Annotated in this window: 12 protein-coding genes; 8 read left to right on the top strand and 4 right to left on the bottom strand. The window is 64.0% G+C overall.

The window, feature by feature from the left end:
• Positions 1-4: 4 nt before the first annotated feature.
• Positions 5-838 (bottom strand): IclR family transcriptional regulator, encoded by an 834-nt coding sequence (locus BLV45_RS15515; protein ID WP_090534522.1) that lies wholly within the window; start codon positions 836-838, stop codon positions 5-7.
• A 155-nt stretch (positions 839-993) separates the two neighbouring features.
• Here BLV45_RS15515 and otnI point away from each other — a divergent pair, with 155 nt between their 5' ends.
• The 3 genes from otnI to BLV45_RS15500 all read left to right on the top strand — a co-directional run bounded on the left by otnI (position 994) and on the right by BLV45_RS15500 (position 4,236).
• The gene (otnI, locus tag BLV45_RS15510; RefSeq protein WP_090534520.1) at positions 994-1,770 is read left to right on the top strand and encodes a 2-oxo-tetronate isomerase; all 777 of its coding nucleotides are present in this window, start codon (positions 994-996) and stop codon (positions 1,768-1,770) included.
• A 471-nt stretch (positions 1,771-2,241) separates the two neighbouring features.
• Positions 2,242-3,444: a 3-oxoadipyl-CoA thiolase gene (pcaF, locus tag BLV45_RS15505; RefSeq protein WP_090534518.1), complete on the top strand. Its 1,203-nt coding sequence runs from the start codon at positions 2,242-2,244 to the stop codon at positions 3,442-3,444.
• Between the two features lie 222 nt (positions 3,445-3,666).
• Complete coding sequence (locus BLV45_RS15500; protein ID WP_090534713.1) at positions 3,667-4,236, top strand: hypothetical protein; 570 nt, start codon at positions 3,667-3,669, stop codon at positions 4,234-4,236.
• Positions 4,237-4,345: 109 nt separating this feature from the next.
• On the opposite strand, the gene BLV45_RS15495 is transcribed toward BLV45_RS15500, so the two are convergent.
• The gene (locus tag BLV45_RS15495; protein ID WP_090534516.1) at positions 4,346-6,280 is read right to left on the bottom strand and encodes a sigma-54-dependent Fis family transcriptional regulator; all 1,935 of its coding nucleotides are present in this window, start codon (positions 6,278-6,280) and stop codon (positions 4,346-4,348) included.
• Between the two features lie 438 nt (positions 6,281-6,718).
• Here BLV45_RS15495 and BLV45_RS15490 point away from each other — a divergent pair, with 438 nt between their 5' ends.
• The 5 genes from BLV45_RS15490 to lipA all read left to right on the top strand — a co-directional run bounded on the left by BLV45_RS15490 (position 6,719) and on the right by lipA (position 12,157).
• Positions 6,719-7,777 carry an ATP-NAD kinase family protein gene (locus tag BLV45_RS15490; protein ID WP_090534514.1) on the top strand — a complete coding sequence of 353 codons (1,059 nt, stop codon included), beginning with the start codon at positions 6,719-6,721 and terminating at the stop codon, positions 7,775-7,777.
• 81 nt (positions 7,778-7,858) lie between these two features.
• Positions 7,859-8,842: a thiamine pyrophosphate-dependent dehydrogenase E1 component subunit alpha gene (locus BLV45_RS15485; protein WP_090534512.1), complete on the top strand. Its 984-nt coding sequence runs from the start codon at positions 7,859-7,861 to the stop codon at positions 8,840-8,842.
• A 214-nt stretch (positions 8,843-9,056) separates the two neighbouring features.
• The gene (locus tag BLV45_RS15480) at positions 9,057-10,061 is read left to right on the top strand and encodes an alpha-ketoacid dehydrogenase subunit beta (RefSeq protein WP_090534510.1); all 1,005 of its coding nucleotides are present in this window, start codon (positions 9,057-9,059) and stop codon (positions 10,059-10,061) included.
• 3 nt (positions 10,062-10,064) lie between these two features.
• Complete coding sequence (locus tag BLV45_RS15475; protein ID WP_090534508.1) at positions 10,065-11,177, top strand: acetoin dehydrogenase dihydrolipoyllysine-residue acetyltransferase subunit; 1,113 nt, start codon at positions 10,065-10,067, stop codon at positions 11,175-11,177.
• Positions 11,178-11,179: 2 nt separating this feature from the next.
• A complete protein-coding gene (gene lipA / locus BLV45_RS15470) occupies positions 11,180-12,157 on the top strand; it encodes a lipoyl synthase (protein ID WP_090534711.1) in 978 nt (325 codons plus the stop codon).
• Positions 12,158-12,219: 62 nt separating this feature from the next.
• Here the strand turns inward: lipA and BLV45_RS15465 are convergent, their stop codons facing one another.
• Both BLV45_RS15465 and BLV45_RS15460 read right to left on the bottom strand, forming a co-directional pair.
• Positions 12,220-13,689, bottom strand: coding sequence for an NAD-dependent succinate-semialdehyde dehydrogenase (locus BLV45_RS15465; RefSeq protein WP_090534506.1), 1,470 nt, complete (start codon positions 13,687-13,689; stop codon positions 12,220-12,222).
• Between the two features lie 37 nt (positions 13,690-13,726).
• Positions 13,727-15,025 carry a 4-aminobutyrate--2-oxoglutarate transaminase gene (locus BLV45_RS15460; RefSeq protein ID WP_090534709.1) on the bottom strand — a complete coding sequence of 433 codons (1,299 nt, stop codon included), beginning with the start codon at positions 15,023-15,025 and terminating at the stop codon, positions 13,727-13,729.
• Between the last annotated feature and the right edge of the window lie 143 nt (positions 15,026-15,168).

Raw genomic sequence — 15,168 nt, 5'->3', positions numbered from 1 at the left:
GATGCTAGCCGCGTCGCGCGACCATGTCGGAGACGGTCTGCGCGGCGTGCTGCAGCGGTTCCAGAAACGCCTTCACCATCTGTTTCGCTGAATTGCGCTGCGCGTTGCCGCTGATGTTCATCGCGGCGATCACGCGACCCTGGCGGTTGCGGATCGGCGCGGACAGCGATATCAAACCCCCTTCCAGTTCCTGGTCGACAATCGCCCATCCCTGGCGGCGCACCTGCGCGATCAGCTTTTTCAGTTCGTCCTTGTCGGTCACCGTGCGCGGCGTGTGGGCGTAGAGCTGCGTCGCACCGAGTGTCGCGTCGAGCGTTTCGTCGTCGAGTGCGGAGAGCAGCACGCGTCCCATCGACGTGCAGTAAGCGGGCAGACGGCTTCCGATCGACAGGTTGATCGTCATGATCTTGTGTGTCGGCACGCGCAGCACGTAGACGATTTCCGTGCGGTCGAGCACAGCCGCCGAGCAGCTCTCGTGTACTTTCCCCGAGAGTTCCTCCATCACCGGTTCAGCGAGATTCCAGAACGGCATCGACGTCAGATACGCAAAACCGAGGTCGAGGATTTTCGGTGTCAGCCGGAACAGCCGGCCTTCGGTTTCGACGTAACCGAGCGTCTGCAACGTGAGCAGGATGCGGCGCGCGCCGGCGCGCGTGAGACCGGCCGCGGCGGCGACGTCGGTGAGCGTCTGTTCGGGGCGCTCCGCGTTGAACGCACGGATCACCGCAAGGCCGCGGGCAAACGACTGCACGTACGAATCGCCCGGTTTGTCGGGGGCTTCCGGTGTTTGCGCGACGTTGGCGGACAGCGACGGGGATGCGGGAAGAGCTTTGCTCATGTGCCTCAGGGAAAAAGCGACGGCCGGCGAAGTGGCCTCGAAAGCCGAGACGATAGCGTATGGCCCGCGTTTCGCCAACCCTGGCGACACCTTGGGGGGACCACAACTCTTTGTATGATAGACGGACGCAAACCCGTCATGCAGGAGACAGCACGATGCCACGCTTTGCCGCGAATCTCACGATGATGTACCACGAACACCCGTTCCTCGATCGTTTCGGCGCCGCGGCGCGTGATGGCTTCAAGGGCGTCGAGATGTTGTTCCCGTACGCGTTTCCTGCCGTCGATCTGAAAGCGCGGCTCGACGAACATCAACTGACACAGGCGCTCTTCAATGCGCCGTGCGGCGACTGGGCCGCCGGCGACCGGGGGCTCGCATCGGTGCCGGGGCGTGAGGACGAATTCCGCCGCAGCATCGACCACGCGCTGGAATACGCGCGCGTGCTCGGCAACCGGAGGCTGCACGTGATGGCCGGGCTGATCGCCGCGGACCAGTCGCGCGAACGTCATCGCGAGGTCTATCTGAAGAATCTCGCGTACGCCGCGCAGGCCGTTCAGGGCGACGGCATCACGGTTGTGATCGAACCGATCAACACGCGCGACATGCCGGGCTTCTTTCTGAACCGCCAGGACGATGCGCAGGCCATCTGCGCGGAAGTCGGCGCGTCGAACCTGAAGGTGCAGTTCGACTGCTATCACTGCCAGATCGTCGAAGGGGATCTGGCAGTCAAACTCAGGCGCGATATGGCGCATATCGGGCATATCCAGATTGCAGGCGTGCCGGAGCGGCACGAGCCCGACAGCGGCGAAATCAACTATCCGTATCTTTTCGAGCTGATCGATTCGCTGGGCTACGACGGCTGGACCGGTTGCGAATACCTGCCGCGCGCGGGTACGTCGGCCGGGCTGGGATGGCTCAGACGCTGGTTGTAACGCGTGTGGCGCCGGGACCGGAAACGCGAACATACTCATCCTGGCGGCGCGGGATTTTTCGGTGAACGTGCTGCTTGAGAGCGTGATCTGGACAACTTTTGCCCGTAGCGCGGCGGGTTTTGCGTGCCTATGCGCGGGTTGTCGTCCGCGCGCTGTGTTTCGGCACTTTTTGCGTGTACGTATACCCGTCTTCGCGCCCGACGCGGCTTGACATATGTCGCCGACGGACCCTACTATTGAGGCTCAATGTTCGCTATTCGACATGTTGTTCGTATAAAGAACAATTTTCGGGTTGCGGCCCAATCATTCCGGTCCCGCGATGAGCGGCGTGGGACGTCACCGTTGCCATGCGGCCGGGCGTGACGGAATCTGTTCCGCTCAGCGTGAACGATGCCCGGCTGGCGGGCGGGTTTCGCGCCAGGCTGCCGGCCGGAAGCACGAAGCGGCGCAGCTCACAACTGGAGACATCACATGACTGAAGCTTTCCTGTGCGATGCAATTCGTACGCCGATAGGCCGCTATGCAGGCGCGCTGTCGTCGGTTCGCGCCGACGATCTGGGCGCCGTGCCGCTCAGGGCGCTGATGGAGCGCAACAAGGACGTCGACTGGTCCGCCATCGACGATGTGATTTACGGCTGCGCCAATCAGGCGGGTGAAGACAACCGCAACGTCGCGCGCATGTCGCTGCTGCTCGCGGGGTTGCCGCTGGACGTGCCGGGCTCGACGGTCAACCGTCTGTGCGGCTCGGGCATGGACGCCGTGGGCATCGCCGCGCGCGCGATCAAATCGGGCGAGGCTGCGTTGATGGTCGCCGGTGGCGTCGAAAGCATGAGCCGCGCGCCGTTCGTGATGAACAAGGCCGGCAGCGCGTTTTCGCGGGAAGCGGCGATCCATGACACGACCATCGGCTGGCGCTTCGTCAACAAGCTGATGAAGCAGCAATACGGTGTCGACTCGATGCCGGAAACCGGTGAAAACGTCGCACAGGATCATGGTGTGAGCCGTGCCGATCAGGACGCGTTCGCGATGCGCAGCCAGCAGAAGGCGGCGCGCGCGCAGCGTGACGGCACGCTCGCGCAGGAAATCGTGACGGTGTCGGTTGCGCAGAAGAAGGGCGACCCGATTGTCGTGTCGCAGGACGAACATCCGCGCGAAACCAGCCTCGAAACGCTGGCGAAACTGAAGGGCGTCGTGCGCCCCGACGGCACGGTGACGGCAGGCAATGCTTCGGGCGTGAACGACGGCGCCGCGGCCCTGCTGCTGGCGAACGAAGAATCCGCGAAGCGCTTTGGTCTCGTGCCGCGCGCACGCGTGCTCGGTATCGCGACCGCGGGCGTCGCGCCGCGCGTGATGGGCATCGGCCCGGCTCCGGCTACGCAGAAACTGCTTGCGCGCCTCGGCATGACGATCGACCAGTTCGACGTGATCGAACTGAACGAAGCGTTTGCGTCGCAAGGTCTCGCGGTGCTGCGCATGCTCGGCGTTGCCGATGATGACGCACGCGTGAATCCGAACGGCGGCGCGATCGCGCTGGGCCATCCGCTCGGGATGAGCGGCGCGCGCCTCGTCACCACCGCGATGTATCAGTTGCAGCGCACGAAGGGCCGCTTTGCGCTGTGTACGATGTGTATCGGCGTCGGTCAGGGCATCGCCATCGCGATCGAGCGGGTTTAAGGTTTGCTGCTTTAGCGCGTCTTAAGCGTAGAGAGGGCACCCACGAGGGTGTCCTTTTGTTTTTGAACGTGCGAGGCGGGGTCTGTACAATCATTTCGCCGGATGCCGTCGACTGTTTCAGCCGGCAGCATGATTCATTCGATTGTGTCTTTTTTCGCGGTTTGCGCGCGTTTTTCAGCCCGTTCGAAATCGCTGGATCAGTCTTTCAAAGGAGAACGTTCGATGAAGGTCGCAACCCTTGGAACCGCCTTGCTGCTCTCGCTGGCTGCCGCGCAACCCGTCTGGGCAGAGGACTCGCTGGCGAGTTCGGCAAAAGGCGTGCTTGACGCGGTACAGCCGGTTCACATGAAAGGACAGATCATTGGCATCGAGCCCGCTTCGCGCACACTAACGGTGAAAGGTGCGGCGGGCAACGTGGTCGTCGTCGTGGTGAACGAGGAAGTCGCCGGTTTTGACACGCTCAAGATCGGCGACACCGTCGACGTTTTGTACAAGAACGCGTTGCTGGTCACCGCCGACAAGGTCACCGGCGCCGATGCGGGCCTGCGAAAGCGCGTCGATACGCAGGCTTATCAACCGGCATCGGGTGGCTTCGAGTCGACACGGCAGATCGAGATTCTCGCGACTGTGCAGAAGATCGATCGCAAGAAGCGCCTCGTCACGCTGCGCGGGCCATACCGGACGCAGACCGTCGAAGCACGCCCCGATATCGATCTGAGTGGCGTGAAAGTGGGCGACACCGTGCATGCGGTGTTCATTTCCGCGGCGGCCGTCAAGGTCACGCCGATGTAAGCCCGTGGCTTCGTGCCCGTCATGAAACGAAAAGCCCGTTGCAATCGCAACGGGCTTTTTTTCGCCGGCTCATCCTCCAGCATGAACAGCGAAGCGTCGGCGCTTGATGTCAGCAGCGATGCGGCCCGACGATCTTCAGCTTTGCCATGCGCCGGTACAACGTCGCACGCGACATCCCTAGCGCCTCGGCCGCTGCGTTGGGACGCCAGCGCTGTTGCGTGAGCACTTCGACAATGTGCGCACGTTCATCCGTTGGTGAAGATGCATGTGACAGTTCACGTACGTTAGCAGGTGAAAGCAGCACGGCGATATCCGGCGCGACGTGGCGCATCTCGACCCGCGACGAATCGCATACCGCGCACGCGTAGCGCAGCACGTTGCGCAACTGGCGGATATTGCCGGGCCACGGCAGCGTCCCCAGCTGTTCCGCGAGATGCGCGTCGAGCGTCAGCACATGAGTGGCGTTCCGGGCTTCTTCATCGAAGACAGTTTCGATCACGTCGCGAATGTCGGTGCGCTCACGGAGCGGCGGCATCGTCAGCGTCGCGCCGCTCAGACGGTAGAACAGGTCCTCGCGAAACGCGCCTTCGCTCACCATCTGCGAAGGGCTGCGGTGCGTCGCGCAGATCACGTCGATGTCCACGCGCACCGGCACGTCGCCACCGAGCGGCACGACTTCGCCTTCCGCCAGCACGCGCAGCAGACGTGTCTGCAGGCTGAGCGGCATGTCGCCGATTTCATCGAGAAACAACGTGCCGCCGCTCGCCATCGCGATCTTGCCGCGCGCACCGCGGCTTCGGGCGCCGGTGAAGGCGCCGGGCGCATAGCCGAACAGTTCGCTCTCGATCAGCGATTCAGGAATCGCCGCGCAGTTCACGGCGACGAACGGTCGCGCGCGACGCTCACCCGCCTCGTGAATTGCCCGCGCGAACACCTCCTTGCCCACCCCCGTTTCGCCGAGAATAAGAACAGGCAATTGCTTTCCAGCAATACGCAGCGCAACCTGCGCGTTCTGCGCGATGCGCGGATCGGTGCTATGCAGGAACCGGCTCATCGCGCCGAGATGGCGCCCGGCGTGCGACTCGCGCGGCGCGGCTGCCCCTGTCGCGGTGACGCGCGTGGGCCGCCGCATCGGCGCGCGGATGCGCGCGTGAAGCGTGGCACCCGTCGCGCGCAGGCGCAATCCGACGATTGCGTCGGTGCGCGCGAGGTCGTGCAGATGAACCTCGGACGTATCGAAGATGTCGTCGATGTGGCGCGGCCCGCCCAGGTCCGGAATACATTCGCGCGCCTTGCGGTTGGCCGTCACGATGTTGCCGCATTCGTCGAACGCAATTAGCAGTTCGGGCTGCGCTTCGACGAAGTTGCGGCTTTGATGGCCGAACAGGATCCAGTGCTGCGTCGTCTGATTCAGGAAGTAGCCGTCTTCGATCAGCGCCGCGCTTTGGCGTACCAGTTGGAACACGAGGCGCTGGCTGTCGCGGTTATCCGGCGACTGCACCGCCGACGCGTCGAGCACGCCGATCAGTTCGCCCGCGGGCGCGAAGATCGGCGCGGCGCTGCACGTCAGCGTCGTGAACGCGGCGCGAAAATGATCTGTCTTGTGTACCGTGATCGGCGCGAGATCCGTCAGCACGTTCGCGACGCCGCAGGTGCCTTCTTCGCGTTCGGACCAGCACGAGCCGATGTAGAGACCCGCGTGCTTGAAATGGCTGCGCCGGTCGCGATCGATCCGGTAGTCGATCGTCACGCCGTGCGCGTCGGTCAGCATCACGCAGTAATCGGCGACGCGAATCATGTCGTGCAACCGCGTCAGGCACTGGCCCGACGCGCGCAGAAAGGCTTCTTCCTTCCCCTGGATTTCACGCAGTTCCGATGACGTCAACACGCGCGGGCCAATGGCCGAGCCGGGGTCGAGCTGCCAGGTTTCGAACGAGCGCTGCCACGAGGACACGAGGCGCGGCGAGCCGGCGGGCGCGGGCAGACGTCCTTCGATGGCGCCCCGCACGCGATCGACGTGCTGTGTTTGCGAGACGTAAGGCATGATCGACTCCCGTCGAGCGATGCTGGAGGATTCCTGTCCGACCTTGTAGCACAACTCGGAAACGCGATCACACTGCACTGCAGCACGTAAGACGCTTGAGACGTTTGTCTCAACGTGCGTTGAGATGCTGGCGGCCGCCGGCAATCGCACGCCCCGCATGGCACACGCGGATTCGTTCGCAGTGTGGCGTATCGCGCGTGTGTGCATCGCGTCGGCGATGAGACGCAGCATGCGTGCCCACGCCCGCGTTTTTCCCCGCGCGTTGAAACGGCATCGATGGCGCAAACCCCTTTAAATACGGGCTTTTCTTCGTATTCCGGGGCGCCGGATGCGTTCTGGCACACCCCTTGCAGAGTCTCCCTGCACCGAAGCGCGCGTTGCGTTTCACAAAAAGATCAGTCCGTGGATACGCGGACAACTCTGGTTGGAGACAAGCCCGTGTCTGTTCCCGTCACAGTCGGCGTGATTGCGAATCCTGCATCAGGCCGCGATATCCGGCGCCTCACCACGTACGCCTCCGTTTTCCCGACGGCGGAGAAAGCCAACATGATCGTGCGGCTGCTCGCGGGTCTCGGCGCGCTCGGCGTCGATCGCGTGCTGACGCTGCGCGACAAGACGGGCGTTTCCGCGTTGCTGCTGCGCGCGATCGAAACACACCGGGCCATCGCCGCGCGTCAGCGCTGGCCCGAGGTCGAATTCCTGGCATTGCCGTTTTCCGACAGCGCCGCGGATACGCACGCGGGCGTCCAGCACATGGTGCGTGAAGGCGTTGGCCTGATCGCGGTGCTCGGCGGCGACGGCACCCATCGCGCGGCCGCCGCGCATTGCGGCGACGTGCCGTTGCTGACGCTTTCGACCGGCACCAACAACGCATTTCCCGATCTGCGTGAAGCCACCGTCGCAGGTCTCGCGGGTGCGCTGGTGGCTTCGCGCGCGGTACCGCCCGACATCGCGCTCGTGCGCAACAAGCGGCTTGTCGTGCGCTGCGTCGACGGTCCAAACCGCGGACGCGAGGAAATCGCGCTCGTTGACGTGTGCGTGAGCCGTCAGCGTTTTGTCGGTGCGCGCGCGGTGTCCGAGCCCGCCGATATCGAAACGCTCTTTCTGACTTTCGCGGCACCGGATGGCATCGGGCTGTCGTCGATTGGTGGCGCGTTTGCGCCCGTCGATCGCGCGGCGTCGCACGGCTTGCATCTGACGTTCGCGCGCCCCGGCGAGCCCGGCGTGCCGATCGTCGCGCCGATTGCGCCCGGACGCGTCGACCAGGTGACGATGCGCGCCTGCGAGCGTCTCGAAGCGGGCGCGTGGACGCCGCTTCATGCAGAACACGGCACGCTCGCGTTCGACGGCGAACGCGAGATCGAACTCGAACGCGGCGACCGCTATGAAGTGGCGCTCGACTGGCATGGGCCGCTCACGGTGGATGTCGAGCGCGTGCTGCGGTATTCGGCGTCGCGGCAGCTCATGCGTGAAGTGGTGGCAGGAGACAGTGTGTAAGGAGTCGGTGTCGGACGAAACGGATGGCGTTCGTTCGACGCTCATTGCAGCAGGCAGTGAAATCAATCAAGGAGACGCACCATGTCTGTTTCAGCACAGTTGGGCAAGGACAAACTGCTGGAGGCGTATCGGATGATGCGCACGATTCGCGAATTCGAGGAACGTTTGCACGTCGAATTCGCGACGGGAGAAATCCCCGGTTTCGTACATCTGTATGCCGGCGAGGAGGCGTCGGCGGTCGGCACGATGCTGCATCTGAACGACGCGGACTATGTCGCGACGACGCACCGCGGCCACGGTCACTGCATCGCGAAGGGCGTGGACGTGCGCGGCATGATGGCCGAGATTTACGGCCGCAAGACCGGCGTGTGCCACGGCAAGGGCGGCTCGATGCATATCGCCGATCTGTCCAAAGGCATGCTTGGTGCGAACGGCATCGTCGGCGCGGGCGGGCCGCTCGTGTGCGGCGCGGCGCTCGCCGCGAAGCAGAAGAAAACCGGTGGCGTGGGCGTGTGCTTCTTTGGCGACGGCGCATCGAATCAGGGTGTGATTTTTGAATCGATGAACCTTGCTTCGGTATGGCGGTTGCCGGTGATTTTCGTCGCGGAAAACAACGGCTACGCGGAAGCCACGTCGTCGACGTACTCGGTGGCGACCGACAACATCGCCGACCGCGCGAGCGGTTTTGGCATGCCGGGCGTGATCGTCGACGGCTTTGATTTCTTTGCCGTGCATGAAGCGCTCGGTGAAGCGATCGAACGTGCGCGCGGCGGTGGCGGCCCGACGCTCGTCGAAGTCAAATTCTCCCGCTATTTCGGGCATTTCGAGGGCGATGCGCAAACCTATCGCGCGCCTGGCGAGGTGCAGAAACTGCGCGATGAGAAGGATTGTCTCAAGCGCTTCGAAGAACGCGTGGTGCGCGCGGAGATGGCGACGAGCGACGATCTGCGCGGCATCGACGCGAAGGTGAAGACGTTGATCGACGCGGCTGTCAGCGAGGCCAAGGCCGCGCCGATGCCAACCGCCGAAGACCTGCTGACCGACGTTTACGTGTCGTATCCGTAACGTCGTCACGGTGTGGCGCAAACGCGAGAAGAACCCGACAGAACCGCAATAAATTGCATGGGACCAGAGTAAGAGCTTTGCATGGGATCAGAGTAACGCGCTAAAGCGCGAACTCTGATCGACAGCTAAAGCGCGAACTCCGGTCGACCGCAATAAATTGCATGGGATCAGAGTAACGCGCTAAAGCGCGAACTCTGATCGACAGGAGACAGACATGGCACGGAAGATCACATTTTCTCAGGCAATCAACGAAGCCCTGAGCCAGGAGATGGCGCGCGACGACAGCGTCATCGTGATGGGCGAAGACAACGCGGGCGGCGCAGGCTCGCCCGGTGAACAGGACGCGTGGGGCGGTGTACTCGGCGTCACGAAAGGGCTGTATCACAAGTACCCGGGGCGCGTGCTCGACACGCCGCTTTCGGAAGGCGGCTATATCGGCGCGGCGGTCGGCGCGGCGGCGTGCGGCTTGCGGCCCGTGGCGGAGCTGATGTTCATCGACTTCATGGGCGTGTGCTTCGACCAGATCTTCAACCAGGCCGCGAAATTCCGCTACATGTTCGGCGGCAAGGCGGTGACGCCCGTTGTCATCCGCGCGATGCAGGGCGCGGGCCTGCGCGCGGCGGCCCAGCATTCGCAGATGCTGACGTCGCTCTTCACGCATATTCCCGGCCTCAAGGTGGTGTGTCCTTCGACGCCGTACGATGCCAAGGGTCTGCTGATCCAGGCGATCCGCGACGACGATCCGGTCATTTTCTGCGAACACAAGCTGCTGTACACCCGCGAAGGTGACGTGCCGGAAGAGTCGTATGCGATTCCGTTCGGCGAGGCGAACGTCGTGCGCGAAGGTGACGACGCAACCATCGTCACCTACGGCCGCATGGTGCATTACGCGACCGAAGCCGCGGAAAAACTCGCCAAAGAAGGCATCCAGGTCGACGTGATCGATCTGCGCACGACCTCGCCGCTCGACGAGGAAACCATTCTCGAAAGCGCTGAACGCACGGGGCGCGTCGTCGTCGTGGACGAGGCGAATCGCCGCTGCTCGATGGCGACGGACATCTCGGCGTTGATCGCTGAGCGCGCGTTCCATTCACTGAAGGCGCCGATCGAACTGGTCACCGCGCCGCACACGCCCGTGCCGTTTTCCGGTGTGCTTGAAGACATGTATATCCCTTCGCCGGATCAGATCGCGGCGGCCGTGCGCAAGGTAAGGAGCTGAGCAATGTCGATTCACATGATCACGATGCCCAAGTGGGGTCTTTCGATGGAGCAGGGCCAGGTCAACGGCTGGCTGAAGTCGGTGGGCGACAAGGTTGGAAAAGGCGACGAAGTACTCGACGTGGAAACCGACAAGATTTCCTCCGGCGTGGAATGCGCGTTTGTCGGCACGTTGCGGCGGCAGGTCGCGCAGGAAGGCGAGACGCTGCCGGTCGGCGCGCTGCTTGGCGTCGTGGCCGACGTGGAAACGCCCGACAGTGAAATCGATGCGGCCGTCGAAGCGTTCCAGCGCGACTTCGTGCCGCCGACGGCCGCGGACGGCGACACGGGTCCGCAGCCCGAGAAAACGCAGATTGGCGGTCGCACGATGCGTTACCTGAAGCTCGGTGATGGCGGCACGCCGGTGGTGCTGATTCACGGCTTTGGCGGCGATCTCAACAACTGGCTCTTCAATCACGCCGATCTCGCCGCGCATCGCACGGTGTGGGCGCTCGATCTGCCCGGGCACGGCGACTCGGGTAAAGCAGTCGAAACCGGCAGCGCGGATGAACTCGCCGACAGCGTGATCGCGTTTCTCGACGATCGCGGCATCGAACGGGCGCATCTCGTCGGGCATTCGATGGGCGCGCTCGTCGCGATGACGGTGGCAGCGCGCGCGCCCCAACGCGTCGCTTCGCTTGCGTTGATTGGTGGCGCGGGCCTTGGCGACGAGATCAACCGCGAGTACATCGAAGGTTTCACGGCCGGCACCAGCCGCAACACGCTGAAGCCGCATCTCACGAAACTGTTCGCCGATGGATCGCTGGTCACGCGCCAGCTCGTGGAAGACATCGTTCGCTACAAGCGGCTCGAAGGCGTGAGCGACGCGTTGCGGAAGATCGCCGCGTCGGCCTTCGAGGGCGGCGTGCAGCGGCGAAACTATCGCGACCGGCTGGAGACGCTCGCGCCGCGCACGCTGGTGATCTGGGGCAGCGAAGACCAGATCATCCCGGCACGTCACGCCGAAGGGTTGCCGTCGAACGCGCGTGTTCATGTGGTCCAGGGGAAGGGGCACATGGTGCAGATGGAAGCAGCTTCGGAAGTGAACCGTCTGCTCAATGAATTTTTCGGGCAATGACGATGAATACCGTGCCCGGGAATCAGAGCACGACCGCGCTCGGTCAGCACGGGTTGCGCAGCCGCGAGAAGCTGGCCCGCATTCCCGTGAAGATCGTGCCCGTGTCAGCGGGTGATGGCGGCGGCCTGCCGAAGCCGCCGTGGCTGCACGCCCGGCCGATGATGAGCGAAACCGTCGCGGGAATGGCGGCGATTCTGCGCGCACATCGCCTGCATTCGGTATGCGAGGAGGCGATGTGTCCGAACATCGGCGAGTGTTTCGCGCAACGTACGGCGACGTTCATGATCATGGGAGGGATCTGTACGCGTCGGTGTGCGTTCTGCGACGTGGCGCACGGGCGGCCCGAGCCGCTCGATGCAGAAGAGCCCGAGCGGCTTGCGGACGTGGTGGCGGCGCTCGGCTTGCGCTATGTCGTGATCACGTCGGTGGACCGCGACGATCTGCGCGATGGCGGCGCCGCGCATTTTGTCCGCTCTATCGCGCTGATTCGCGAGCGCGTGCCGGGAATTCGCGTCGAGGTGCTGACGCCGGATTTTCGAGGTCGCATCGATCGTGCGTTGACAGCGTTCGAAACGGCATGGCCCGACGTGTTCAATCACAACATCGAAACCGTGCCTTCGCTGTATCGCGCCGCGCGCGCGGGGGCGCATTACGAAGGATCGCTTGAACTGCTGGCGCGTGTGAAACGCTCGAACCGGCGCGTCGTCACGAAGTCTGGATTGATGGTCGGTCTTGGCGAAACCGATGGCGAACTGCTGCGCACGATGCAGGATATCCGTGCGCATGACGTCGATATCCTGACGCTCGGGCAGTATCTGGCACCGTCGCGGTTTCACATGCCCGTGCGGCGTTACATGCCGCCAGATGCGTTCGACGCTTTACGTGAGGAGGGATTGAAGCTGGGATTTCGCGAGGTGGTAGCGGGGCCGCTGGTGCGTTCGTCGTATCACGCGGACCAGGTGGCGAGCCTCGGCGCCTGACATTGCTTATAAACCGCGCGTGCCGGTCGACGTCACGCGCGGTTCAGCGTCAGATACGTGCTTCAGATACCGCCGATACACATGTACTTGATAACGACGTAATCATCGATGCCATAGTGCGAGCCTTCCCGCCCGAGCCCCGATTGCTTGACGCCACCAAACGGCGCGACTTCGTTCGAAATCAGGCCGGTGTTGATGCCGACCATGCCGTATTCGAGCGCTTCAGCCACGCGCCACACGCGACCAATATCGCGGCTGAAGAAGTAGGCAGCCAGCCCGAACTCGGTATCGTTCGCGAGACGGATCACTTCTTCGTCGGATGAGAAGCGGAAGAGCGGCGCCAGCGGGCCGAACGTTTCGTCGCGCGCGACCTTCATCGCGGGCGTGACGTCCGCGAGAATCGTCGGCTCGAAAAAGCCGTGGCCCAGCGCGTGCCGCTTGCCGCCGGTCACGATACGCGCGCCTTTGGCGAGCGCGTCCTCGATATGCGACTCGACCTTTAGCACGGCCGCTTCGTTGATCAGCGGTCCTTGCGTGACGCCCGCCCCGGTGCCGAAGCCGACCTTCAGGCCCGCCACCGCGTCGCGCAGCTTCGCGGCGAACGCATCGTAGACGCGTTCGTGTACGTAGAAGCGGTTCGTACACACGCACGTCTGTCCGCTGTTGCGATACTTCGACGCGATCGCGCCCGCAACGGCGGCGTCGAGATCGGCGTCATCGAACACGATGAACGGCGCGTTGCCGCCGAGTTCGAGCGAAACCTTCTTCACCGTCGGCGCGCATTGCGCCATCAACAGACGCCCCACCGCCGTCGAGCCCGTGAACGACAGCTTGCGCACGACCGGGTTGCCGGTCATCTCGGCGCCGATCGTTTTCGGGTCGCCCGTCAGCACGCTGAAGATGCCGGCAGGCACGCCCGCGCGTTCGGCGAGCACGGCGAGCGCGAACGCGGAGAGCGGCGTGGCTTCGGCCGGCTTCACGATGATCGGGCAGCCGGCGGCGAGCGCCGGGCCGACCTTGCGCGTGATCATCGCAGCCGGGAAATTCCACGGCGTGATCGCCGCGCAGACACCGATCGGCTCCTTCGTCACGACGATGCGTTTGTCCGCAGCAGGTGTCGGAATCGTGTCTCCGTTGACGCGCTTTGCCTCTTCACCAAACCATTCGAGAAACGACGCAGCGTACGTGATTTCACCTTTTGCCTCGGCGAGTGGCTTGCCTTGCTCGAGGGTGAGGATCAGCGCGAGGTCGTCGGCGTTCGCGAGCATCAGCTCGTACCACGCACGCAGAATCGCGGCGCGTTCCTTGCCGGTTTTCGCGCGCCAGGCGGGCCACGCCGCGTTCGCCGCTTCGATCGCGCGATGCGTTTCCTGCGCGCCCATGCGCGGCACCTTCGCGATGCGCTCGCCCGTTGCCGGGTTGACGACGTCGAACGTCGAATCGTCGTCCGCCTGTTGCCAGCGTCCTGCAATGAAGGCGTCCGTGCGCAGCAGCGACGGGTCCTTCAGGTTGTCAAATGCGTTGATCGTCATGTGGGTTTGCCCGAGCCAGTCTGGAGAAAATCCGGAATCACGCGGCGACGCCGACCGTTTCCTTCAACACGCCCTCGAGAATCGCGAGCGCCTCGTCGAACACCGCGTCCTGGATCGTGAGCGGGAACAGGAAGCGGATCACGTTCGAATACACGCCGCACGTCAGCAGCAGCAGGCCGCGTTCGAGCGCGCGCGTCTGCACGCGTTTCGCGAAGTCGGCGTCCGGCTCGCGCGTGCCGGCCTTGAAGAACTCGACCGCGACCATGCCGCCGGGACCACGCACGTCGGCGATCTGCGGCACTTCGCCTTGCAGCGCGAGAAGCTTCGCCTTCAGGCGGTCACCGAGCGTCGTCGCGCGTTCGCACAGGTTTTCTTCGTCGATGATGTCGAGCACGGCGTGCGCCGCGGCGAGCGCCAGCGGGTTGCCGGCGTATGTGCCGCCGAGACCACCTGGCGCCGGGGCGTCCATGATGTCGGCGCGGCCGACCACGCCCGATAGCGGCATGCCGCCCGCGAGGCTCTTCGCGATCGTCATCAGGTCGGGCACGACGTCGTGATGATGCATCGCGAACAGCTTGCCGGTGCGCGCGAAGCCGGTCTGCACTTCGTCGGCGATCAGCAGGATGCCGTGCTGCGTGCAGAGCTTGCGCAGCGCGCGCACGAAGTCAGCGGGCGCGGGATTGAAGCCGCCTTCGCCCTGAACCGGTTCGAAAATGATCGCGGCGACGCGCTTCGGATCGATGTCGGCCTTGAACAGGTGCTCGATGGCGCGCAGCGAATCGGCGGTCGTGACGCCGTGCAGCGGATTCGGGAACGGTGCGTGGAAGACGTCCGACGGGAACGGTCCGAAGCCGATCTTGTACGGCGCGACCTTGCCGGTCAGCGCCATGCCCATCATCGTGCGGCCGTGAAAGCCACCCGTGAACGCGATCACGCCCGGACGACCGGTCGCGGCACGCGCGATCTTGATGGCGTTTTCGACGGCTTCGGCGCCGGTCGTGAAGAACGCGGCCTTCTTCGGATAGTCGCCAGGCGCGCGGGCGATGATCTTCTCGGCGAGTTCGACGTACGACGCGTACGGCACGATCTGATACGCCGTGTGCGTGAAATGGTCGAGCTGCTCGCGGATCGCGGCGACGATTTTCGGGTGACGATGACCCGTATTCGTCACGGCGATGCCCGCCGCGAAGTCGATGAAGCGGCGACCTTCGATGTCCCACAGCTCGGCGTTTTCGGCACGCTCGGCGTAGAAATCGCACATCACGCCAACGCCGCGCGGCGTGGCGGCGTCCTTGCGAGCCTGAAGTCCTGCGTTCTTGTTGTCGGCCATGGTCATCTCCTTCACATCCGGGTTGTCGGGCATACGCTGGGAATACGCGGGAAACACGCTGGAAACAGGCAGGATCGGGTTGCCGCCCGTTGACAGCACATGCAGCGACTATAATCAGATTTGGCTCTAAACTTCAGAGCCATTTCAAT

This window comes from Paraburkholderia sartisoli (genome assembly GCF_900107685.1).
Classification (GTDB): Bacteria; Pseudomonadota; Gammaproteobacteria; order Burkholderiales; family Burkholderiaceae; genus Paraburkholderia; species Paraburkholderia sartisoli.
Note: the sequence above shows the minus strand (reverse complement) of the source record. Positions and strands in the feature narration are given on the sequence as shown.

Coding starts and splice junctions, on each gene's coding strand:
- pcaF (WP_090534518.1), top strand. CDS start 2,242: ATGACTGAAGCTTTCCTGTGCGATGCAATTCGTACGCCGATAGGCCGC.
- BLV45_RS15465 (WP_090534506.1), bottom strand. CDS start 13,689: ATGACGATCAACGCATTTGACAACCTGAAGGACCCGTCGCTGCTGCGC.
- BLV45_RS15480 (WP_090534510.1), top strand. CDS start 9,057: ATGGCACGGAAGATCACATTTTCTCAGGCAATCAACGAAGCCCTGAGC.
- otnI (WP_090534520.1), top strand. CDS start 994: ATGCCACGCTTTGCCGCGAATCTCACGATGATGTACCACGAACACCCG.
- BLV45_RS15475 (WP_090534508.1), top strand. CDS start 10,065: ATGTCGATTCACATGATCACGATGCCCAAGTGGGGTCTTTCGATGGAG.
- lipA (WP_090534711.1), top strand. CDS start 11,180: ATGAATACCGTGCCCGGGAATCAGAGCACGACCGCGCTCGGTCAGCAC.
- BLV45_RS15495 (WP_090534516.1), bottom strand. CDS start 6,280: ATGCCTTACGTCTCGCAAACACAGCACGTCGATCGCGTGCGGGGCGCC.
- BLV45_RS15485 (WP_090534512.1), top strand. CDS start 7,859: ATGTCTGTTTCAGCACAGTTGGGCAAGGACAAACTGCTGGAGGCGTAT.
- BLV45_RS15515 (WP_090534522.1), bottom strand. CDS start 838: ATGAGCAAAGCTCTTCCCGCATCCCCGTCGCTGTCCGCCAACGTCGCG.
- BLV45_RS15500 (WP_090534713.1), top strand. CDS start 3,667: ATGAAGGTCGCAACCCTTGGAACCGCCTTGCTGCTCTCGCTGGCTGCC.
- BLV45_RS15460 (WP_090534709.1), bottom strand. CDS start 15,025: ATGACCATGGCCGACAACAAGAACGCAGGACTTCAGGCTCGCAAGGAC.